Source organism: Symmachiella dynata (assembly GCF_007747995.1).
GTDB lineage: Bacteria > Planctomycetota > Planctomycetia > Planctomycetales > Planctomycetaceae > Symmachiella > Symmachiella dynata.
In genome coordinates this window covers 3,131,842-3,154,924 of sequence record NZ_CP036276.1, presented here as the reverse complement: position 1 = coordinate 3,154,924, position 23,083 = coordinate 3,131,842, and the positions used below count along the sequence as shown (strand labels likewise).

16 protein-coding genes and 1 pseudogene are annotated in these 23,083 nt (G+C 55.8%); 12 read left to right on the top strand and 5 right to left on the bottom strand.

Going from position 1 to position 23,083, the window contains the following annotated elements; translation table 11 throughout:
* Position 1 precedes the first annotated feature (1 nt).
* Both Mal52_RS12200 and Mal52_RS12195 read left to right on the top strand, forming a co-directional pair.
* Positions 2–802, top strand: coding sequence for an ABC transporter ATP-binding protein (locus tag Mal52_RS12200; RefSeq protein ID WP_145376420.1), 801 nt, complete (start codon positions 2–4; stop codon positions 800–802).
* A 90-nt stretch (positions 803–892) separates the two neighbouring features.
* The gene (locus tag Mal52_RS12195) at positions 893–1,954 is read left to right on the top strand and encodes an MlaD family protein (RefSeq protein ID WP_145376418.1); all 1,062 of its coding nucleotides are present in this window, start codon (positions 893–895) and stop codon (positions 1,952–1,954) included.
* Between the two features lie 476 nt (positions 1,955–2,430).
* On the opposite strand, the gene Mal52_RS12190 is transcribed toward Mal52_RS12195, so the two are convergent.
* Both Mal52_RS12190 and Mal52_RS12185 read right to left on the bottom strand, forming a co-directional pair.
* Positions 2,431–2,763 (bottom strand): PEGA domain-containing protein, encoded by a 333-nt coding sequence (locus Mal52_RS12190; RefSeq protein WP_145376415.1) that lies wholly within the window; start codon positions 2,761–2,763, stop codon positions 2,431–2,433.
* A 342-nt stretch (positions 2,764–3,105) separates the two neighbouring features.
* Complete coding sequence (locus Mal52_RS12185) at positions 3,106–5,136, bottom strand: alpha/beta hydrolase family protein (RefSeq protein WP_197534852.1); 2,031 nt, start codon at positions 5,134–5,136, stop codon at positions 3,106–3,108.
* 475 nt (positions 5,137–5,611) lie between these two features.
* On the opposite strand from Mal52_RS12185, the gene Mal52_RS12180 reads away from it, so the two are divergent.
* Positions 5,612–6,568, top strand: a complete 957-nt coding sequence (locus tag Mal52_RS12180) for a metallophosphoesterase family protein (protein ID WP_145376413.1) — start codon at positions 5,612–5,614, stop codon at positions 6,566–6,568.
* Here Mal52_RS12180 and Mal52_RS12175 read toward each other — a convergent pair.
* The gene (locus Mal52_RS12175) at positions 6,565–9,210 is read right to left on the bottom strand and encodes a DUF4132 domain-containing protein (RefSeq protein ID WP_197534851.1); all 2,646 of its coding nucleotides are present in this window, start codon (positions 9,208–9,210) and stop codon (positions 6,565–6,567) included. The two genes, Mal52_RS12180 and Mal52_RS12175, sit on opposite strands and share 4 nt — an antisense overlap.
* A gap of 16 nt (positions 9,211–9,226) precedes the next feature.
* Positions 9,227–9,625 carry a hypothetical protein gene (locus Mal52_RS12170; RefSeq protein ID WP_145376411.1) on the bottom strand — a complete coding sequence of 133 codons (399 nt, stop codon included), beginning with the start codon at positions 9,623–9,625 and terminating at the stop codon, positions 9,227–9,229.
* 193 nt (positions 9,626–9,818) lie between these two features.
* Here Mal52_RS12170 and Mal52_RS12165 point away from each other — a divergent pair, with 193 nt between their 5' ends.
* From Mal52_RS12165 to Mal52_RS12125, 9 genes and pseudogenes are all read left to right on the top strand, one after another.
* Positions 9,819–11,174, top strand: a complete 1,356-nt coding sequence (locus Mal52_RS12165) for a sulfatase family protein (RefSeq protein WP_145376409.1) — start codon at positions 9,819–9,821, stop codon at positions 11,172–11,174.
* Between the two features lie 58 nt (positions 11,175–11,232).
* Complete coding sequence (locus tag Mal52_RS12160) at positions 11,233–12,510, top strand: PP2C family protein-serine/threonine phosphatase (protein WP_231962633.1); 1,278 nt, start codon at positions 11,233–11,235, stop codon at positions 12,508–12,510.
* 208 nt (positions 12,511–12,718) lie between these two features.
* Positions 12,719–13,936 carry an IS4 family transposase gene (locus Mal52_RS12155; protein WP_197534562.1) on the top strand — a complete coding sequence of 406 codons (1,218 nt, stop codon included), beginning with the start codon at positions 12,719–12,721 and terminating at the stop codon, positions 13,934–13,936.
* A gap of 669 nt (positions 13,937–14,605) precedes the next feature.
* Positions 14,606–16,006: pseudogene (gene murC / locus Mal52_RS30210) on the top strand (UDP-N-acetylmuramate--L-alanine ligase); the annotation flags it as partial.
* A gap of 31 nt (positions 16,007–16,037) precedes the next feature.
* The gene (gene murB, locus Mal52_RS12145) at positions 16,038–16,916 is read left to right on the top strand and encodes a UDP-N-acetylmuramate dehydrogenase (protein WP_145376405.1); all 879 of its coding nucleotides are present in this window, start codon (positions 16,038–16,040) and stop codon (positions 16,914–16,916) included.
* Positions 16,917–17,092: 176 nt separating this feature from the next.
* A complete protein-coding gene (locus Mal52_RS12140) occupies positions 17,093–18,046 on the top strand; it encodes a D-alanine--D-alanine ligase family protein (RefSeq protein ID WP_145376403.1) in 954 nt (317 codons plus the stop codon).
* A gap of 234 nt (positions 18,047–18,280) precedes the next feature.
* Complete coding sequence (locus tag Mal52_RS12135; protein ID WP_145376401.1) at positions 18,281–19,858, top strand: sensor histidine kinase; 1,578 nt, start codon at positions 18,281–18,283, stop codon at positions 19,856–19,858.
* Positions 19,859–20,057: 199 nt separating this feature from the next.
* Complete coding sequence (locus Mal52_RS12130; RefSeq protein WP_145376399.1) at positions 20,058–21,440, top strand: sigma-54-dependent transcriptional regulator; 1,383 nt, start codon at positions 20,058–20,060, stop codon at positions 21,438–21,440.
* A 117-nt stretch (positions 21,441–21,557) separates the two neighbouring features.
* Positions 21,558–22,247 (top strand): hypothetical protein, encoded by a 690-nt coding sequence (locus Mal52_RS12125; RefSeq protein WP_145376397.1) that lies wholly within the window; start codon positions 21,558–21,560, stop codon positions 22,245–22,247.
* Positions 22,248–22,476: 229 nt separating this feature from the next.
* Here Mal52_RS12125 and lexA read toward each other — a convergent pair whose 3' ends face one another.
* Positions 22,477–23,076, bottom strand: a complete 600-nt coding sequence (lexA, locus tag Mal52_RS12120) for a transcriptional repressor LexA (protein WP_145376395.1) — start codon at positions 23,074–23,076, stop codon at positions 22,477–22,479.
* Positions 23,077–23,083: the final 7 nt, after the last annotated feature.

Genomic DNA, 23,083 nt, shown 5'->3' with positions numbered 1-23,083 from the left:
CATGACACGCGAAAGCCCTATTTTAGAACTGCGCAGCGCATCGAAGCAATTCGGCGACCAGCCAGTGCTGCGCGATGTCAATCTGACAGTCAGCCGCGGCGAAACGTTGGTCGTGATTGGTGAAAGCGGTTGCGGCAAAAGCGTGACGATGAAACTGTTGATCGGTCTGTTGGATCCCACATCAGGCGAAGCGCTGTTCGAGGATCGTCCACTCAGTGAGCGATCGGAGCGTGAACTCTCTTATGAACGGCAACGCTTTGGCTACCTATTTCAAGGGGCGGCGCTGTTTGACAGTTTGAGCGTGTTTGAAAACATCGCCTTTCCACTGCGGCAAAACACGGCGCTGCCCGAAGAAAAAATCCGCACGATTGTCGAAGAACGGGTCCTGGAAGTTGGGCTCCCGACTTCGGTCTGTGAAAAGAAACCGGCCCATCTTTCCGGCGGGATGAAGAAACGTGTTGGCCTCGCACGGGCGTTGGCCTTGGTTCCTGAGATCATGATGTACGACGAACCGACGACCGGTTTGGATCCGATCATGAGCGACGTGATCAACAACCTCATTTTGCAGACCCGCGTTCGCCGCCCAGTCACGAGTATTGTCGTCACACACGATATGAACACCGTCCGCAAGGTAGCCGACCGCGTGGTGATGTTTTATCCGCTACCGCGTTTGGGAGCGGATGAGCCACAAATCATTTTTGAAGGAACCGCCGAGGAGGCGTTTGCCTCGTCCGATTCACGGGTGGCGCAGTTCGTTCACGGTGAAGCAGGAGAGCGGATGCGGGAACTGTCCGTTGCCTGACCAGCAAAGATTATTGCGATCGAAATCGATACAAACGGATCACACAGTTCCGTCAGATCGCTTTGAATACAGCAGTAGGATGACTGAGAGATGACAGAGCGGCAATTACAATTTCGCGTCGGATTGTTCGTCGTCACAGCCTTGGTTGTGGCAACGGCGTTGATGTTTACATTCGGCGAAATGCGGCGGCTCTTTCAAAAGTCCTACACACTGGCCGTCCGTTTTGACGACGCCCCCGGCGTTCAGGAATTGACCCCTGTCCGCAAAAACGGCATCACCATCGGACAGGTCGGGTCCGTTACTTTCGATGAAAAACGTGGCGGCGTGACCGTGACCATCGAAGTCAATGAACAATACCGTCTGCGACGTGACAGCCAAGCACGGCTGACGCAATCGCTCTTGGGTGACGCGAGCATCGAATTCACACCCGGCAAAAGCCCGCATTACTATAAACCCGGCGACGTCCTGGTCGGCGAACCGGCCGTCGACGTGATGAAAATCGTTGAGCGGCTCGAGGAGACTATGGGCAAAACCATGGAGTCCTTCGAAGCAACCAGCGCCGAGTGGAGAAAAGTGGGCGAAAACGTCAATAACCTTGTCGACACCAATCGAGGCAACATCGAAACGGTCGTGGAGCGCGCCGCTGAATCGTTGCACCAATTCACCATCACGCTCAACAATGCCAATCAGATTGTCGGGAATCCCGAAAATCAACGAAACATCGAACGCGCCGTCGCCGCGCTCCCCACGATGGTCGAAGAAACGCGTGACGCCATCGCTGCCGTTAAAATGGCAGTCGGCAGAGCGGATGAAAATCTCGAAAACCTGTCCCACGTCACCAGACCGCTGGCCCTGCGTAGCCACAAGATTGTGATGAGCCTCGACAGTTCGGTCGTCAAGCTGGATAAGCTGATGAGCGAATTGAACCAGTTCGCCCAAATGGCGAATTCCGAAGATGGCTCGCTGAAGAAATTTGTCGCCGATCCGGAACTGTATGATAACCTGAATCACACAGCGCAATTGATGAGCGTAATGCTCCGCAACCTGGAGCCGGCCATGCGAGACCTAAGAGTCTTCGCCGACAAAATTGCCCGGCATCCAGAAAAGATCGGCATCGGCGGCGCACTCAAAGGCAGCTCCGGCCTGAAATAACTTGCACCGCATAAAAAGCAGCGAGGATTCCCCAGATACGGAGCGTCGCGACGCACCTTTCTCGCATAGGACGACAGACGGGCCCCTTCAAAAAGGGCTCACGCAAAGACGCTGAGCCGCAAAAAGTAAGAAGAGAAAACAAAAAACATCTCGCTCGCGTAAAAGCTTTTTACGACAGACTCCAACCCTGTTGCGACGCACCTTTCGATGTAGTTTCGACGTAGTACGGTCGATTCTCCCAACGAAACAATACGTGGCAAACGGATTGACGAAAAGATTTTGCCACAGAGTTCACAGAGCACACCGAGAAAGTGTTGGGCTCCGCTTCCACCGGTGAGCATCCCAACCTCGGGCGCATCGTGACGCATCTTTCCACACAGGTCGTGTGAGGCTCACAATACTCTAACGTCGCATCGCATGATCCTCGTCCCCTATGGGAACGGTCACTGCAAGACTTAAAGGACGCCGTCGCTGTGCTACTCGGGAATCTGAGCGGCGTTGCGGAGTTCCCAACCGCGGTTCAGAATATCATCCTGCGGCTCAATCCTCAGCGGTTCGAGTTGGTAGTTGAACTCGTGCCGGTTGTTGATCTTTGCTGGACTTAAGTTGTCGGCGAAGAATTCAAACGGCAGGTATTGGTACCAAGGTTTGCGAACCGGCTGGAATATGGTGGCCGTCTCATAACCATCTTTGACCAAAGTGATTTCGCGCGTCCCGTAATACGTGAAATCGGTCGAAACGGGCGTAAAGCCGATTTCTTTATCTTCCAAAAACACGCGGGCACCCGGCGGGTTGCTACGGATTGTCATCCGTCGATGTACACATCCGCTCAACACACAAGTGAGCAGCAATGCACACGCCAAGCAGGCCAATGGTCGTATCGGGAGAGAACTAGGCACGGTCGCCAAGATGAATGAGAGGCTAAGTGATGTGAGAGAGGAGAGATCCCCGGACCGGGAATCGGTGCGGAAACATCCGCGGCGGATTCTAGCCGGATGCCTCAAACCTGCCAAGAGGTTTCACGCCCAGAATTGAGCAACACGTTTTAAGACGGAAAGATTTTAGCGTGATTTGACGACCGCGGGGACAGGATGCCCATCTCAATTGATCACACCCCGCATGCGACCGCCGTCTCCGCCCCAACCGTGATGTTAGCGGAAGGGATCGAATTGGATCCCCAGTTCCGCATAAAACGCTTTCAAGTCCGCCAGTTCGCTGCGAACGCGCTCGCTCGGTTTGACAAATTTGACCGTATTGGGAGCGACCAGGGCGGCGAGCTGTTTGATGTCGTGCTCGACAAGTAGGCCGAAACAGAACAACTCCGGCGATTCGATAACTTGTCGGTTTTCCTCGACAACTTGTCGCAAGCTGCCGAGTGAATCGTGGAGCTCGACGCCGCTGATCACCGAGTCGCTCAATGCTGCAGCTGCTAAGGCAACCACACTTGTCCGGTGCCCAACGGCAATCACTTTAACCCGGCGGACGTTGTCCTTAGCGGCTGCCCAACGCGCCACGGCGGCAACTTGCGACGCTTGAATGCCCAACGGCCTCTCACCAACGGCTGAGACCAACAGCGCAAACAGAAAGTCGCGGTTTTTGATCTTCGATTCCCCAAAGAAAAATGGATCCACCGCAATCACACGATGATTCGCCGCCAACAATTCCTCCACCTGCGGCGCCAATGAGCCGCGTCCCTCATCACCGATGAGAACCACCGTTTTTTGAGGCGTCCCGCGCACCAATTCCACTGCCGGAACGGTCCAAGCGTCGCCGATTTTCAACTGCCAAAACGTGGCCTGCGTCGCGGCGACTTCCTGTTGTCCCACCGCTTTGGCTTGAACATCATACTTGGGAAACCGCAGGACTTGTCGCAGTCGTGCCCGCTTGGTCCGTTGCCATCCGGCAGCCGCTCCCGCGGAAGTCGGCAGTACGCCATCACGTGGGAGGGATTGCATCTCGGCGACGGCCAGTGCATGCAAATCCAAATTGTTATTCGGCAGCGGAACCATCAACTCATCGGCCGACAACACTTCGTCTTCACAGGGAATTTCGGTCGCATCGTAGGCTGCATCATCAGGATGAAAATGCCGACCGAGAAACGCATACAACTGCTGCCGGTTGTCCAATTCATAATTATGCGTGCCGGGGTCGGTGTTGATGTGTGAGTGTAGGTTGTCCGGCTTGCCATACAACTTAAAAATCGGTTCGGCCGCCTGTACAAGTGGCGGCAAGGCGTGTCCCGCGCGGAAGCAGCAATTGTCCTGATCGTTGTAGGTCAAAAGTGTCGGCCGGGGCGCCCGCATGGCGGTCAGCACCGAATAGTCCGCCGTCACCGCCAAGTCGACGGGAGTTTGTTCCGAGTCTCCCAGGTCCGACAGGTAACGCGCGCGGGTATGAAAACTGGAATACCCCGCGACCGGGTCCGCCAAGGTCACTCGCTCATCGAGCGCGCTGATTTGAATCGTTTGACAACCCCCACCGGAAAGCCCCGTCACAGCCACCCGCTCAGGATCGGCATGCTCGTGCGACAAGAGCACGTCCAAAGCCCGTTTCATCGACAAATAAAACGCGCCATAGCCACTGGTGCCGCAGAGGTCGATTTGATTGAGCCGATAATGCGCGAAATTGTCAGTCCGCAACTGCCCCATGCCAAACCATTCGACGTTCAGAGCAATCATCCCCCGCTTTGCTTGGTTAATGCAGCGGATTTGTTTATACGGCGCTGCTTTGCCGTTTCCGTCATGCCCGTTGACATTCATAATGACCGGTACCTTGCCAGTAAGGTTATCCGGCACATAGAGCAGGGCAGGGATCCACAACCCCGGGACCGCTTCGTAGCGCAGTTTGCGTATCGAATATCCCGGCCCACCGTCGATTGTGTCGAGGTACTCCACACCCAACTCGGCATCGCGCCACTGAGCAGCGCTGCCCCGATAAATCACTTCCGCAAACGTCGCCTGCCGTTGCCGCCGAACGAACGCTTCCCACTGAGCAATTGTTTCCACTTCCGGCATGGGCATTACCCGCGCGTCGGTGAATTCCATCACTTCATCCTGGCTTAGCTCGGCGCCGATTATCGGCTTAGTCAACAGCGACTGTAGCTCAGGTTCATCCGCCGCAATCGCCGCCCGGCTCAAAAGGATCAAACAAACCGTAATCAATGTCGTATATCGAAGTACCATCACCACAACCTCATTCGAAGTCTCTACAGAAGGAATTCATCAAAGCGGTGTGTGCGCCCCCAAATCACCCCACACAGCCGAGTATAACCCGTTGCCTAGGCCATCGTCACGCAGGAACCACCTTCCGACTGCGACAATCACAGGAATTCTGTTTACACTGCAGGGAAATGCAAACTAGCAAAATCCAACGCAACGAAACCATTCCTATGAAATGTAGGGTGCGTCGCGACGCACCTTTCTCACGTAGGACGTTTGATGATCCCCCAAACCAATATCCCGCACACGAATTGAAAAAAGATTTAGCCACAGAGAACACCGAGGGCACAGAGAAAGAGACGGGAGCCGCGCCAATTCATAGTGTGCGAAAACCGTGATCGTAGCCAGCCTCCGCTGCGCGACAACAGAGGTAAGCTTGGTTTTTGTGAGCCTGATGAGACGTTAACCTACACACACAATCGCCTAGGAAACTTGACCCATGAATCGACGTGAATTATTGCAATCCTTGGCTGTGGGATCTGGAGCGGCTTTTCTTTCTTCTGGAATGGGCGCGCCGTTGTTGGCGGCCGATTCGTCGATGCCTCGCAAGCGGACCGCGCGGTTAGCGCACCTGACCGACATCCACCTCAATGAAAAACGCTCCGCTGCTGATGGCCTGACCAAAGCATTGCGTCATGTGCAGGCGCTCAAGGATCCTCCCGAGTTGCTCATCAATGGCGGCGACGCGATTTACGACGGACTGGCGGTCGATCGCAGTCATTTAGAAAGTCAATGGGCGCTATGGAACAACACCTGGAAAGCCGAGTGCGCTCTGCCGGTGAAACATTGCCTGGGCAATCACGATGTCTGGGGCTGGGACAAACCTGGGAGTAAAACGACCGGTAACGAACCGGGATGGGGGAAGCAGTACAGTCTGGATCAACTGGGACTGGAGCGAGGTTATTACGGTTTCAACGTCGGCGGCTGGCGGATACTCGTACTTGATTCCATGACCGCTGACGACGAGACCGTCTACCGCGGCGAATTGGATGCGGCTCAATTCGCGTGGTTGAAAAACGAACTGACCACCACGCCCGCCACCACCCCCATCGCAATCATCTCACACATTCCGATCGTCACGGTGGGCGGCTTGGAATTTCAAGAGCACGTCAAACAAGACCCCCGCAAACGCCGCATGTTGTCGCACCAAGACGCGACGGCCTTGGTGCACCTGTTCCGCAAGCATCCCAACGTCAAACTCTGCCTCAGCGGACACACGCATTTGACCGAGCGGATTTCGTTTTCCGGAATCGACTTCGTCAACAGCGGCGCCGTCTGCGGGTTGTGGTGGAAAGGAAACCACTACCACACCGACGAGGGATACAACGTGATCGACCTGTACGACGACGGGACGTTTGGGACCGAGTACATGAGCTACGGCTGGACGGTGGGTTAATGGTTGATTTGGCTGAGGATTGTTGCGTCCTTGATCTTGGTATCTTCGGCAAGCAAGAAGGCTTTGCTGAGGATGATCGACAGTGTGCGGTCGCCCTCGAATGGCAAAAAGACTTTATTGGCCCCTTTGTGAACCGATTGCCCGGGCACGATGCACAAATACGCGTCGTTCGGCTCCATGAGGATATTTCCCGAACCGAGGTGGATTTTATAGGTCCGTTTGTCTCCTTGTACGATCAGAAAGCGATCCGAGAACGTACAACGTTCGGCAATTTTCAATCGGGGCACAAGACGCTCTAAAATCGTTTTTCGCGTCTGGGCCGTATTGCCCAAATCGCCGAAGGAATAGCTGGTCCAATAATCCCGATATCGACCTTCGGGGCCACCATCGCTCCAATTCGGATCGTTCCCCGCGCTGGCGACGCCCACAAACAGATCGACGTCGCGCAGTAATTCTGAAAATGCGAGAGGAGGAATTTCCTCTAGGGCTAGGGGATGATTTTCCTCTTCATCAGGGCCAGCTGAGGTATAGTCCCCAGCGCCGGCTTGCGCCCAATTCAGTGCTGCCTCATCTCGGTAAAAACGAACCTGGTCGGTTGTGAGATATAAATACGTGCCGGTCTCGTTCGAATCCACGCCATACTCTTCGCCGGCTCCTTCGACCCAAAACTCAGCCCGTAGATTCCAGTTGGGCAAGACCATGTGTGCCGGCGGATAAGTGGCGTCGACCATCAGCCGTAACGAATTTTTCCAGCCCCGCGCGGCACAAAGCGCATTGAACTGATGCTGTTTCAAAATATGACCGGCAAAACGATTGGAATAGACGCCCGTGTTTCGCTCGGCATCGGTCAGCAGGTAGACCTCGCGGTGCGCCTGTTTAAACGGTTGTTGGACTTCGTGTTCCAGTAGCCATTCGCGCCAAGCAATGATATCATCGGTCGACTCATCCAACGGGTGCCACAACGTCACGGTCGTCCCGTCGGTTAAGTTCTCCAGTGGTGTGTTATCACTGTGCACGAAACGTCCGTCGCGATAAATTGCCGAGACTTTTTCGCCGTGCGTTTCGAATGACCAAATCAGCCGCCGCGCTAACGTCCCGACCAAGGGATGGTCAAGATACTGCGCCCGCCATTTGGGAAACTCCCAACTTCGCTGCTGCAAATAGACCTGTTCGATCCGCGCGGCTTGGACGGGGATCATTTTTTCGATATCTTTGGCGGCCAGTTTCAGTTCCTTAAGCTCGTCGCCAAAGTCCCGTTTCACCGCCGCCGGAACGCTCTTTTGCGACTTGCCGTCCGGTTTGATCCAACGCAATTCCGTCTTGCTGCCGGCAACGGTCACCTCGGCTGTGAATTCGCCGAGTTCCTCACGGAGCACTCCCACGTCGGTCAGTCCATAGGCGGGGACGGCCATTTCTTCCAATTCCTCGCGCGGAATGCCTTCCCGCTCCGCTGCCGCTACAAGTGCCTTTTCAATACCTTTTTGAGCGGTGCCAAACTTGACCCGCACCTTGAGAATCGCCAATTGGCCGACCGCATCCAATCCGGGCATGGCCCCGAGGGCGAAAACGCAGGCGTTGCCCACCTTGACCAATCGGGGACCGACTTGAGGGATTTTTTTATAGGAGGAAATCGCTAGGTCGGTGAGCGCTCTGACAACCTCGGCGTCCTCATATGTACTCGCGCACCAAACCAAGCCTTTTAATATATCCGCATGCAGCGGAATGATTTCCAGGTTCGGATCGGGTGACCATTGCGACCATTCGTTGATCGGTTCTGTACGCGGTTCTTTCACTGCGGGAAACCAACTCAATATCGCTCTACGAAATTGTTCGCGGTCGGCGCGGTCCACCAAGTCTTGGGCGGTCTTCAACCACTTCTTCGACGGTTTCCCGGCAGTCGCCGTTTGGCAATGATTTAACAAGTCTGCCCAAATCGCTAATCGCGACTTGTCGAGCACACTGAGATGTTCAAGTGCCAAATCAGACCAGGCTTCTCCGGTCTTTAGTGGAATCGCGGAGTCTCTTGAGATCAGTTTCTCTAGTCGAGCGCCGGAGCGACGCCAATCGGTGGCCATATTATTCTCGCTCCATGCTTCGGCGATCTTCTTGACTTTTGCAGTCTGCACATCGGTGAAAACACTGGATGCTGCAAAGTGTTCAAGGGCGTTGACGACGCCAACACGAAAGGAGCCCGCTTGGTATGGCCGATCGACGGTCACAACAACCAAATTCAGAAGGAGGTCGATGTCGCTGCCCTCGAGTGGGAGTTTTCGACGCATTACGGCAGAAAACACCGCCGCCACGATCCATGACGTATCCCCCTGCCGCGACGTGAATGAATGGTCTGGATCGCCGTAGGCCTCTGCAGGCAATTTATTAATTGTAAAATATGTTTTCGTTGCCGCGTGCCTATATTTGATGAGTGTCCGCACAAGCCGCACCATGTCCTGTTTGTCGAGAGTCGCGATTTTCTGTCCCGCCCGAGAGTCCTTGAGCTTGATGTCGTAAAGGTGGTGGGGCCGGCTGGCAATATTTTGCCGCGCGAAATCTTTGACAAGTTCGTACATGTCATACGATGGATCATCTTGCGAAACATCCATCGAATAGTAGACGTCATCAAACGTAGGCAAGCGCACATTCATTTGTGTCTCTCAATTCTCAACCACCCACCAACAACGTCAGCCGCAAAAACGTCACCACCGTTTGCGGGCCGACCTCGATCTCTTCCTCCAGCGATTCCGCCTGCCGATCGTCAACCAAGATCAGTATCTGGTTCCGCTCAAAACCCTCCAGCGCCTGTTCAAACTGTTTCTTCCAGTCGATCTGACGCCGCTTTTTCATCTGAAAGCCATTGAGCGTCCGCTCCGAATCTGTCGGTTGGACCAGTCCGTTGAATTCCGTTTGGTTTTGCTTCGCGTTATGGTCTTTGACCTCTTGAAAAACGCGGCTGCGGATCAGTTCGCGGACTGTGATGTGTTCGGAGAGGCAATCGAGTGAAAACTCGTTGACAGCCCCACCGCCAAGTTCCTCGTCCCGAATCGTAATCGTCTGCGTCATGATCATTTCCCTCAAAGAGAATCGAGCGTGGGAGGAATGAGCGTCTACAGCGTCAGTCTAAACAATCCAATCCGCGAGTCAACAAAAATCTCGTGGAGACCCGGCGTGGTGATCAGGATGACCGAATGGTATGCTTGAAAACAACCGAATCTGCTTAAAATTGGAGCCACTCTGAATAAGGCACACCATCGAAATGAAATCGATTCTTATCCTTTTAGTCACTGCGGGCTGCCTCCTACCACCAACGGCCTTCGCCGCTGAGCAACCACCCAATATCATCGTCCTCTTCGCCGACGATCTCGGTTACGGCGACCTCGGTTGTTTCGGCAATCCGACGATTCGCACGCCGGAGTTGGATCGGATGGCGGCGGAGGGGATGAAGCTGACGCAGTTTTATTCTGCTGCCCCCGTTTGCACGCCCAGCCGGGCGGCGCTGATGACGGGGCGATTGCCGGTTCGTTCGGGGCTGTGTAGCAACAAACGCCGCGTGTTGTTTCCCAACTCCGCGGGTGGGATTCCTGAAAACGAAACCACGATTGCCGAGGGGCTCAAATCCGCTGGTTATGCGACCGCCTGTATCGGTAAATGGCACTTGGGGCACCTGCCGCAATATCTGCCGACGAACAACGGCTTTGACTATTACTTTGGCATTCCCTACAGCAACGACATGCACGTCGTCCGCCGCGGCGATCCGCCGCTGCCGCTGATGCGCAACTTGGAAACCATCGAAGCCCCCGCGTTTCAACCGACGCTCACCAAACGGTATACCGACGAAGCAATCCAGTTCATCACCGAGCATCACGAGCAACCGTTTTTCCTCTATTTACCCTACACCTTTCCGCACGTGCCGTTGTTTGCGTCGGACGATTTTTTGGGCAAAAGCTCGCGGGGTTTGTATGGCGACGTCGTGGAGGAGATCGACTGGAGCGTCGGGCAGATTTTGCAATCGCTGCGCGAGCTGAAATTGGCGGAGAATACACTCGTAATTTTCACCAGTGACAATGGGCCGTGGCTGATCAAGGATAATCAAGGCGGGACGGCCGGGTTGTTGCGGGACGGGAAGGGGAGTACCTGGGAAGGGGGCATGCGCGAGCCGACGGTGGCTTGGTGGCCAAGCAAAATCCGCGCCCGTTCGGTGTCGCAAGGACTGGCGAGTACGATGGACATTTTCACAACCGCCCTGAACCTGGCCGGCGTCCCGATTCCCGAAGATCGCGTGATCGACGGTGTGGATCTGCGGCCCGTGCTGTTTGAAACCGGTCCCAGCCAGCGTGAAACGGTGTTTTATTATCGCGGGCAAACGTTGATGGCGGTCCGAAAAGGGCCGTTTAAAGCGCATTTGATCACACAGCCCGCTTATGGACGTGGAAAACGTGTGACGCACGACCCTCCGGTGCTGTATCATTTAGACCATGATCCTTCGGAACGTTTCAATGTCGCCCAGGATCACCCGGACGTCATTGCCGACATTCAACAGTCAATTGCCGAGCACAAAGCTGCCCTGAAACCGCTGCCCTCGCAATTGGAAACCATGCTGCCGGCCAAATAGGACGAAGACTGCCGAAAAGGCCGTCTTTCGTCTCGAAGCAAAAGCGAATCGACTTATCGTGAAAAACAAAGCGAACGACTGGCACGAACGGCTGAATATTATTGTGGAGACGATGCGTGAGATGAGCGCGCAGTCGGATCCGCAGGAAATGGTGGCCGACTACGGCCAACGCATGCAACAACTCTTGCCGCGGGAACGGATGCTGTCGCTCAGTCGCCGTGGCTTGAAGGCACCGCAATATCGCATTACCCGCTACAGTGGGTGGTCCGAACCGGTCAATCCCTGGAAACAGCGCGACGAGCTGCCGCTGCTGGAGAGCGGTCTGTTGGGAGAATTGCTCTATGGCGGCCAACCGCGCGTGATCGATGACTTGCAAATTTCAGCCAACGACCCCGCTGCAGAATACCTTGCCGATCAACACTCGTTGGTGGCGATCCCTCTATTCGATCAAGGGGAAGCACTGAACATGGTCGTGCTGTCGCTTTCCGACGCGCATGGCTTTGAGCCGGACGAATTGCCTGAGTTGGTGTGGATGAGCAACCTCTTTGGACGGGCGACGCAGAATTTAGTGCTCAGCGCTGAACTACGCGACGCTTATGAAATGGTCGACCGAGAAATGCAACAGGTGGCGAAGATCCAACGGTCATTGCTTCCTGCGGTGCTTCCCGAAATCCCCCATTTGCATCTCGCCGCGCATTACGAGACATCGCAACGCGCCGGCGGAGATTACTACGATTTTTTTCAGCTGCCCGAAGGGAAATGGGGACTGTTGATTGCCGATGTGAGCGGTCACGGCACGCCGGCGGCGGTGATGATGTCCATCGTCCACAGCATCGCACACCTTTACCCGCATCAACCGGTGCAAGCGAGCGATTTCCTCAGCTACATCAACCAAAACCTGTGCCGCCGGTACACCAACGAGTCGGGGAGTTTTGTCACGGCGTTTTACGGAATCTATACGCCTGAGAAACGACAACTGAATTATTCCAATGCCGGGCACTGCCTGCCTTTGTTAAAACATTGTGGAGCGGGAATGGTCTCCGCCATCGAAGGGGCGCGGCAATTGCCGTTGGGAGTCCTGGAGGACGAAACCTACACCAATCGCTCCCACTATCTCAGTCCGGGAGATGAAATCGTGTTTTATACCGATGGCATTTCCGAAGCGACTTCGCCCGAGGGAGAAATGTTCGGAACCCAACGGTTGGACGACGTGCTGACCTATTGCCGTCACGACGCCGATGAGATCATCAACGAACTGCTCAACAATTTGAAAGAATTCACGCACGGAGCCCCCGCCGCCGACGACCGAACGGTGCTCGTCGCAAAAGTCACCTAGTGCAATGTGAAACCTGCGAGCCTGTCTTCAAAAATGGGAGGCGAGGCTCCTTCCGAGTCGTGATGACGGCTATCAGTCCGATGAAAAACTAGAAAACACTCGATAGTTGGGTGCCACTGCTGGCTTGTCCCAATCCTGTTCGGCACGGAATTTGCGCCATGGGCTTTGGTAGTCTTTCATAACTGCCAATTTGACGGAGAGGCGCCCTGTGGCCAGGAAGAAAGCGAAGCGGGTTTCCGATGCGGATTTGACCGGACTGAAATATCTGAAACGAATCTCTTCGCTGCTCAAACGCTTGCGGCCCGTCGGCTGCGAACGGGACAAAGCGGGCAATCGCGACTTGTTTTTTGATCAGTATTGCGGGTTGATACTGCTGTACATGTTCAACCCGATCGTCACTTCGCTGCGCGGCATGCAACAAACCAGCCAACTCAAAAAAGTGCAGCGCTTGCTGGGCTGCCAACGGGCTTCGCTGGGTTCGTTGTCCGAAGCGGCACGTGTGTTTGACCCGGAATTGCTGCGGGAAATCGCCGGTGAACTGCTCCAGCGCGCTCCGCAACGCGCCGACTGCGACCCGCGGCTGAAAGACTTCGCGCAGACCTTGACCGCCGTCGACGGCAGCCTGCTGAAGAAGCTGCCGCAAATCACGCAGGCCTGTTTTGCCACCCGCAACGATCGCGGTTTTAAGCTGCACGCGCACTTTGAAATCCTCAAAGGCGTGCCTGTCAAATCGGCAGTCACCGACGCCAGCGGCCAAGGACCGGCCAATGAAAAAAACGTGTTGCGCAGCCAATTGGAACCGGATCGCTGCTACGTGATCGATCGCGGTTACGAACAATTTTCGCTGTTCAACGCGATCGTCGATGTCGGCAGCAGCTACGTTTGCCGCATCCGCAACGACCGCGCGTTTACGGCTGACGAGGTTCGCGAACTGGACGAGGAGGCGCGGGCGGCGGGCGTGTTGGAAGACGCCATCGGCCAACTCGGTTCGCCCAAATCGCGACGGATTGAGCATCCGCAGCATCGCGTGCGGCGGGTGGTGATTCGCGCCGAAACGCATCCCAAGCGAGGCGGACGCAAGCGGGCCGCTGCCACGCACGACGTCGTGCTGGTGACGAACTTGCTGGACGTGCCGGCGGAAATCATCGCGTTGATTTATCGCAGTCGCTGGATGATCGAATTGTACTTTCGGTTTTTGAAACATGTGCTGGGCTGCCGCAAGTTATTAAGCGACTGTGACAACGGAATCGAAATTCAAACGTACTGTGCGATCATCGCTTGCCTGCTGATCAGCCTAGTGACCGGCCGCAAGCCGACGCTGCGGACGTATGAAATGCTTTGTTATTACTTCCAAGGTTTGGCGGATGAAGAAGAACTACTGGCCCACATAAACCGTTTGCCGCCGCACGCCACGACAAGCGTCTAACCCCACTCGCTCCGCGACTCCCCGCAGATGACGAGCCGCTCAACGCTGCGCTGAGACAACTCCCCACCCCACCAACCGCAGCCCTTGCAGCCACGCCCTCCCCCAAAAAACAAGCAAACACACCGCCACCTTGCCATCACGCCCAACAATAGCAACAATCGAGCCGAACAGGATTGGGCTTGTCCAGCAGTGTTTTGCGGGTCACGCGATTTCGCACTGGCGGACAAGCCGCCAGTGGCACCCATTTTCGGGCGGGCTGGTTTCGCTTGCCTTGGTCGGGGAAATCTCCACCTTTTCCCGGAGAGACCTCCCAAACGCGGCTCAGCAGGTGCTTCGCCCTCCCGTGACGTGAATAGGCAGTTTAACGGTCTTTGCTGATTTCGTTCTCGCCCGCATAACTCTCCATGCTTGCGCAATCCGAAAGTCGTTGACAGGTGATCTAATCCCCTCTATCATCCCGCCCCGCATCATTGCCCACCTGCCGGCGGAATCGTCGGCTGCTCGTCACTTCTTGAAATAACCCTTGAAGTCATTTTGACTATCTTACCGATAAGTATGCCACTGACGGTCTTGCGCATTTGGGATGTTAACCCGGTTCGCACGCCGATCGGTCTCCCCCAGCGTTCTCGGTCGTGTTAACCCTCCCCAACACCCGGATGCCGTCGGCATATGATTTCACCCTCTGCCATACATCGCTTGCTGCAACAAGGTCAACTCTCTCAAAAGGGAGGTGAGGCAAAGATCGCTTCAGACCCGCAAACACCCTCCGCGCACCTAATCGGTATCTGCGGTTCCGGCATGCAGGCACTGGCCGAATTACTTTCGGGTCTGGGCTATCGTGTCACCGGTTCGGACTTGCAACCGCTCAGCGATAATCTCGCGTTACTCCAAGCCCGTGGACTGCGCGTCCATCAAGGGCACAACCGCGATTTCGTTCCCGGCGAAGTCGACATGGTGGTCTACAGCCCCGCCGTGCAGGCAGACAATCCGGAACGCGCACTTGCCCGCGAATTGGGAATTCCACAATTCTCTTACAGCGAAATGCTCGGTCGCCTGATGGCAGACCAAGTCGGTGTTTCCATCGCAGGCACGCATGGAAAAAGCACAACAACGGCGATGACCGCCTCGATTCTGGACCTCGCGGGACGCGATCCCTCGGCCATATTGGGCGCCGAAGTCCTATCGCGGCAGTCCGGAGGCTGGTCGGGTGGCGGCAACCTGTTCGTTGTTGAAAGTTGTGAATACAAACAAAGTTTCCTGGATTTATCTCCAAAGCACGCGGCAATTCTGGGAATCGAGCCGGACCATTTCGACTGCTACCCCGATGTGGAGCAGGCCGTTGATGCGTTTCGCCAATTTGCTCAAAAACTGCCGGCCGACGGTTCGTTGGTCGTCCGCGGCGATTGTCGAAATACGATGGCGGCCTGCCAGGATGTCGCCGCAAACGTGGAGACATTTTCGCTGGTGCCCGGCATGGACTGGTGGGCAGCGGATATTCGTCGTTCCTGGTCGGGAACGCGGTTCCGCGTGTTCTACAAGGGTGATTTCTTCGCTGAGATCTTGTTGCAAGTCCCTGGAGAGCACAACGTGCTCAACGCCTTGGCTGCCACGGCTTTATGCGTCGGTTTGGGACTAACAGCGGCGGAGATCCGCGAAGGACTGGGCGAATTTCGCGGGATTGCGCGGCGATTTGAGGAGATCGGATCTTGGCGAGGCGTGACCCTTGTCGACGATTACGCCCATCATCCAACGGCAGTGGCGGCCACACTCCAGGCGGCGCGCGAGGAATTTGGCGACCGCCGGATCTGGTGCGCGTTCCAGCCGCACCAAATCTCGCGAACTCAAATCTTGATGCAGGAATTTTCTGAAAGTTTTTCGAAGGCGGATCGCGTGCTGATCACGCCGATTTATGCCGCTCGCGAAGGAACCGCGACCGAATCGACGGACGTCGCCCGAGATTTGTCCGACCGCATCGCCCAGCAACATTCTCAGACTCGTTTTTGTGGATCTCTTGACCAAACGATCGCAACTATAGAGGATGAGGCACAACCAGGAGACGTGCTCATTACGATGGGCGCCGGCGATATCAATCAGGTTCACCATGCCTTCACTCGACGACTTCAGCGAAATCACACGCCGCGACGAGCCGCTGGCGCCCCACACGTATTTGAAACTGGGGGGACCGGCTCAGTACTTCGTGACACCGAGGACCCCCGACGAATTGCAACAGGTCATACTGGCCTGTCGCGAGAGCGAGATGCCGTACCACATCCTGGGCGGCGGTTGCAATCTGCTCATCGGTGACAAAGGGGTTAGCGGCGTTGTCATCCATATTGCCGGTGATGGATTTTCACAAATCACCGTCGATGGCACCCAGGTCACAGTCGGAGCGGGCGCCCCGCTCACGCATCTCATTTGGCATACGGTCAAGGTCGGCCTGCAGGGACTTGAGGTCCTCGTGGGCATCCCGGGAACCATTGGGGGAGCGCTCCGCGGTAATGCCGGCGGCAGTGCGGGAGATATTGGGCAGTTTGTCTGCTCAGTCTCCGGATTAACCTCCGCCGGAGAACTTGTCACCCGCCGCGGCGACGAGATCACGTTTGGTTACCGAGAAAGCAATCTGCGGGACCTACTGATCGTCGAAGCCACATTCGGTCTGCAGCCGGGGGATACGGACGAAATCACACGCCGCTTGCGTAAATCGTGGATCATGAAAAAGGCGACGCAGCCGCTCACCGCCCAGTCGGCCGGCTGCATCTTCAAGAACCCGCGCGGAATGAGTGCCGGATTACTCATTGATCAGTCGGGCTTGAAAGGGACACGGATTGGCAACGCCGAAATCAGTGACCGCCACGCCAATTTCATCATTACCCACGCCGATGCGACCTCCGACGATGTCCTGCGACTGATTGATTTGGCCAAATCCAAGGTCAATGAGCAGTTCGGAGTCGATCTGGAGCTGGAAATCGAAATCTGGTAAAACGCCCCCCGCGCGCCTGGGAACCTCAGGGTGTTGAGATTTCGTAGTTTCCGTTGAGCCGTTTTCGGTAGTCGTTCGACCCACCGCAGCTCGACAGAAGCCGCGACCCTCCCGGTGCGATTCGGTCCCGATTGAGCGGACCAGATAGAGATTATTTCGTGGCAAGGAGGCCGGCGATGACGACGTTTGAAGCTCAGGATTTGGATCCGTTGACCGTAGCCGTTTTGGAGGGAGGCGAATCGAGTGAACGCTCGATCAGTCTCGAAAGCGGAGCCGCCGTGCGAGCCGCGCTGGCGGAACGGGGACACAAGGTCATCGCAGTCGATCCCTCTGAGGTCGATTTGTCTTCGTTCGATTGGTCCGGCATCGACACAGCCTTTATCGCCTTGCATGGTTTTTTCGGCGAAGATGGGCAAGTGCAGCAGATTCTGGAGGATGCCGGGATGCCCTATACCGGCAGCGATCCGGCGGCGGCTCGGTTGTCCTTTCAAAAATCGGCCGCAAAAGAACGCTTTTTTCAAAATTATGTCCCGACACCTCCTTACGTTCTGATCCACGAAGGGGACACAGCCAACGGCATCATGAAAAAAGCGCGTAGCCTGGGTTATCCGCTCGCGGTCAAGCCGGACTCTCAAGGGTCAAGCCTGGGGGTGAGCGTCGTACAAAGCCCCGATGAGCTTCCGGAGGCCCTGACGCGTTGCTTTCATCTCGAGGCGTTTGGCTTGTTGGAAGCCGGTGTTTTGGGCTCGGAATGGACGGTTGGCATTATGGACGAATTGATGTTGCCGTTGATTCAAGTCGTCCCGAACCGACCGTTTTTTGACTACCAAGCCAAGTATGCCGACGACACCACCCATTACCAGTTTGAATTCGACATCCCCAGCGATGTGGTCAACTCGATCAACCAAGCGGCCCGCAACGCCTATGATGCACTCAAATTGCAGGGGGTCGCACGGATTGACCTCGTGCTGGATCGGTTCAACCGGCCGTGGGTGTTAGAGGCGAATAGTGTCCCCGGAATGACCTCGCATAGCTTGGTTCCGAAAGCGGCCGCTCGGATCGGCATCAGCCTGGGCGAATTGTGCGAGCAAATGCTCAAGCGAAGCCTCAGCGCTACCCCACAATCCTAGTTTTTTACCGCACTGCATTCTCTACCAGTTGGCGGATTGATCAGGGTCGGATTGCGCGCGAGCCGTGCCACATTCGCACCACCGAATCACACGCAACTGGTGACCTAGAGCGTGAATCCCGGTCTTGCCTCAAATCTTGATTCTCTCTACACTCCCCGCCCCCGTTCAGCCGCTCCCCCAGCGGCCCATGACTCAGTTCCCCATTAACGACGAACCACGACAGGGAGGTCGGGTTTGCTGTTCACACGGACAATACGTCGCAAGCTCTTATTGGGCTTGGGATTGGTCCTCACCATGCTCTTGATGGCGTCCTTCAGCGGCATCTGGGGGCTGTCTTCCTACGCCGAGTTAATCGGCGAGTTGGAATTCAACCTGCAGCAAACGCCCAACAAGACCGCTCTCGTGAAGGCTGCGGGTGCGCTATACAAACCGCTCGTGGATCGCCCCAATCCCCACGCCGATCCGACGCTCGTTAATAAAATCCGTCGTTCGCAATTAGAGATTTTTTGCTACCGCACAGACGCTGCACACACGGCCTATCGCGACTTTCAAGTCAAGCTGGAGGAGATCCCACTGACGTCGGTGTTGGAGAGTCAGTTCTTGATCCTCAACAACTCACTGCATGCATTCAACAACAAATTGACCGAGTTGGAACACCAAGCCAAGACCGCTTTAAACGGCAAGGTCATCGACGAGGTGGCGATGGATCAATTGCTCAAGGGAACTTGGGAATTGGAACAAATCGCACAAACCATGCTCGATCCGGCCAATGGTCTTCACGCCGCTCTAGACCAAGCGCAACGTGACTACGAATCGACCTCTACGCTTCTGTGGACAACAACCGCGGTGGCGGTCGTGTTGTTTCTGGGATTGATTCGCCACAGTTACGTGCAAATATTTCGCCCATTACGACAGCTGTATGAAGGTGCCCGCCGCGTAGCACAGGGATGTTTTGACTACCGCATTCCGATTTCCACACATGATGAAATGGGGGAACTGGCTGAGTCGTTCAACATGATGACGACCCGCTTCCAGGACATCGCCGGGGACCTTGACCAGCAGGTCAATGAACGCAGCCGGCAGTTGATCCGCTCCGAACGACTGGCGGCTGTGGGATTCCTTTCCGCGGGCGTCGCCCATGAAATCAATAATCCGTTGGCCGCAATCGCCATGGCCTCGGAATCGGTGGAGGACCGCATTGAAGATCTGCTGCACGTTCAGAACGAACCGAACAGCGATGCAAAAATTATCCGCGACTATCTGCAGATGATACAAAAAGAATCGTTTCGCTGCCGCGAGATCACCACGAAATTGCTCGATTTTTCGCGGGGCAGCGAATCGACGCGGGAATCAACCGACGTCACCGGGCTGATTCGCGAAGTCATCGCCATGGTGCAACACCTGAGCAAATACCGCGACATGCAGATCACATTCCGAGCGGCCACGCCGAGTTATTTGGAAGCGAATCCAGCGGAAATCAAACAAGTGTTATTGAATCTGGTGGCCAACGGATTGGAATCGATGGAAGCCGGCGGCACATTGTCTATCACAATCGAGGAACGGACCGATGAAGTGCGGATCGTTTTCCAAGACGAAGGGTGTGGTATGACGCCGGCTGTTATCGAAAACCTCTTCGAACCATTTTTCACAAGCAAACGCGTGGGCCAGGGGACCGGATTGGGGCTGTCGATCAGCCACCGCATCATTAATGATCACGGGGGCACGATTGAAGCCCACAGCGAGGGAGTTGGACAAGGAAGTCGGTTTTGCATCAGCCTACCGCGCCGCGCGATGAACGCCATCGCCGCGTAGCTGGGAACAACTGGGGCAGGGGACTAAATCCGTTTTAATACCCGGTTGTGCTTGTTCGCGAAACTTGCGGATTAGTGTCAATGAGGCGCGTCAGAGGGTTTTGAAACGACCGGTAGAGTAAGTCGATTGGCAACAGACAAGTCGAGGGGGCACCAAGGATGATTACACCGTTCACGTCAATCTGCGAAGGAGTGGTTGGTTGAGCTCGTCAGATAGTTTGCGCGTCCTGTTCGTCGACGACGAAGGACCGATTCGGGATGTGATGGCCAACGAGTTGCCCCGCATGGGACACGAGGTCACTATCTGCGCCGACGGCGCGTCCGCAATTTCCGCTGTGGACAAAGCGACCTTCGACGCGGCCATTGTCGACCTGCGCATGCCCGGTGTGAGCGGGTGGGACGTGATCGAACACATCAAAGGGGTGGCCCCCGAAACCGAAGTGATCATCAGCACCGGTCACGGCGGGTTGGATGACGCGATTCGCGCCATCCGCCAAGGCGCCTACGACTTTTTGTTAAAGCCCTCGAAACTGGCCGCCATCGCCAATGTGCTGAAACGGATCTCCGAGAAACGGGCCCTAAGCAACCGCGCTTTGGCTTTAGAAAGTCAATTGAAGGCCGTACAAGGAACCACGTCATTGATTGGCGAGACGTCCGTGATGCGGCGCGTCAAATTGCTCGTGGAACGGGTCGGACCGACCGACTCCACCGTGTTGATCCTGGGTGAAACCGGGACCGGTAAAGAATTGGTCGCCCAAGAAGTCCACTCCCAAAGCCAACGTGCGGGCAAACCATTCGTCCCGGTCAATTGCGGCGCTCTGCCGGAAAACCTGGTGGAAAGCGAACTGTTCGGCCACGGCAAGGGAGCCTTCACCGGAGCGGAGAAAGCCCGCAAGGGACTCATCGAGGTCGCAAACGGCGGAACGTTGTTCCTGGACGAATTGGGCGAACTTGATAAGAGCATGCAGGTCAAACTGCTGCGGTTTTTGGAATCAGGCGAGGTCCGTCGCGTCGGAGAAAACGAACCGTTTCAGGTCGATGTGCGTGTGGTTTGCGCCACGAATCGCGGCCTGGAAGAAATGGTTGCCGCCGGCACTTTTCGGCAGGATCTGTTCTTTCGCGTCAATACATTCGAAATCAATTTGCCACCACTGCGGGAACGCCAAGGTGATATCCCGAGTTTGGCGGCGCACTTGGCCGCCCGGATCCTCAAGCGTCCGAAAATCTCCCCGGAAATGTTAACCGCGGAATTGCTCGAGGCACTCTCTAAGCATACTTGGCCTGGGAATGTGCGGGAATTGGCCAACGCACTGGAACATGCTGTGATTCTCGCCGGTGGGCAACCAATGACGGCCGATCATCTCCCGTCAAGCGTCCTCAATTCGTCGCCCGTCGAGTCCGTCGGCATGAATTTCACACCGCCGACTCAGGCGATGACGTTGCGGGAAATCGAGATGAACGTCATCGAAAGCGTCCTCGACAAACATGATGGGGATAAGCCAAAAACCGCCAAGGAATTAGGCATCGCCCTCAAAACCTTGTACAACAAGATCAACCAAAACCAAAGCCGTGCCGCTGGTTGATCCTGCTCGTTGATCCTACCGTGCCCACCCTGCGGACTTGACGACCACTGATGACAATGCCCATGCTGACAGGCTGCGAAACGCCGACGAGCATAGCATAGCAGAGCGAGTGTCCGCATGGCCCAGGGAAATACCGAGGTGGAGACCGCAGTCGTCTCCTCAGACGAAGACCAGCCCACGCTACCAGTCCGCCTCGAAAGCCCTCAGACTAACGGCGGACGATTAGCCGGCACATGGTTTTTCGGCCTGCTCCTGTCCTGTATTACCTATGGCTGCGTGGTGCTGGGGCAAAACAGCGCGGAGATGTACTACGCCGTCATCGCCGCTGCAGTGGTCATCGGATTATTGGCCGCGTTGCTCGTGTGGTCCGCCCTCCAACAAACGTTGGCGTTTTTGCTGATCCCCGCCACGACGCTTGAAGTCGAATTCGAATCGGTCGCACCCGGCGCTACGATGCGATTTTGCGTGAAACAGCCAGGCCCCATCTTTTTAAAATCGATCCGGGCGAATCTGATCTGCATTCAACGTCGGGAACGCAAGCTACCTATTCAAAAGGAGGGCCGGAGCCGTTCCCGCGATCCGGAGCGGATCCTCTACCAGGAAAACATCCTCGATACCGACGGCGGATGGTTGTTTCCGGGACAAACCCGCCAATGGATTGCACCGCTCACGATCCCGGAAGACGCACAGGACAGCGGCAAAGCGGACTCACAGGTCACCCAGTGGCGCATTGAAGTCTGGGGCCGGACGCACATGTTAGTCGGCTTCATGCGACAATACACGCTCAAGGTACGACAGGCGGACTAAAGCGGCGGCGCTCTGTCGATGTGCTGAAATTCACCGAACCTCTTCACCTCTAACAACTCTTGCGTGGGGTGCCACTGGCGGCTTGTCCGCCAGTGTGTTGGAACGGCGAGTTTTCTATGCGAATCGACGACAAATGCCCCACGCACTGCTGGGACAAGTCGGACGTGGCCGCCTGCGGCTGTGATAATGATTCACACAACAACCACGACTGATGGTGACCGAACCGGACCTAATACCGCCGAATGACGCCTACGAGCACGCCTAGCACCTGGGCATCGCTGACAATGATGGATTGCATTGTCGAGTTGGCCGGCTCCAAACGGATGTGGCCCGCTTCGCGATAGAAGTACTTCAACGTGGCATCTTCCCCATCGACGAGAGCCACAGCGATTTCGCCGTTGTTGCAGGTGTTTTGCTTACGAATTATAGCAAAGTCTCCGTCGGCAATTTGGGCTTCGATCATCGAGTCGCCGGAGACCTTCAAGCAGAAATGGTCTTCGGAATTAAACAGGCTGCTAAAATCCTGCTGTTCGCACAGTTCTTCAGCCAGCACCGGGGTACCCGCAGCCACGTTACCGGCAAGGGGCAACGAGGCGGAGAACTGGGTCGATTCCGTCAGTTGAATGGCACGCGACATGTGCGATTCACGCGTAATCAGCCCTTTTTTCTCCAAGGCCTTGAGATGGCACATGACACCGTTGGGTGAACGAATTTCGAAGGCGGCCCCAATTTCTCGCACCGTCGGACCGTAACCCCGGGTCACGATTTTGTCCTTCAAGAACTCGTAAATGTCCTGTTGTCGCTTCGTCAGTCCATTCTTTTTGGCCATCGGTCTC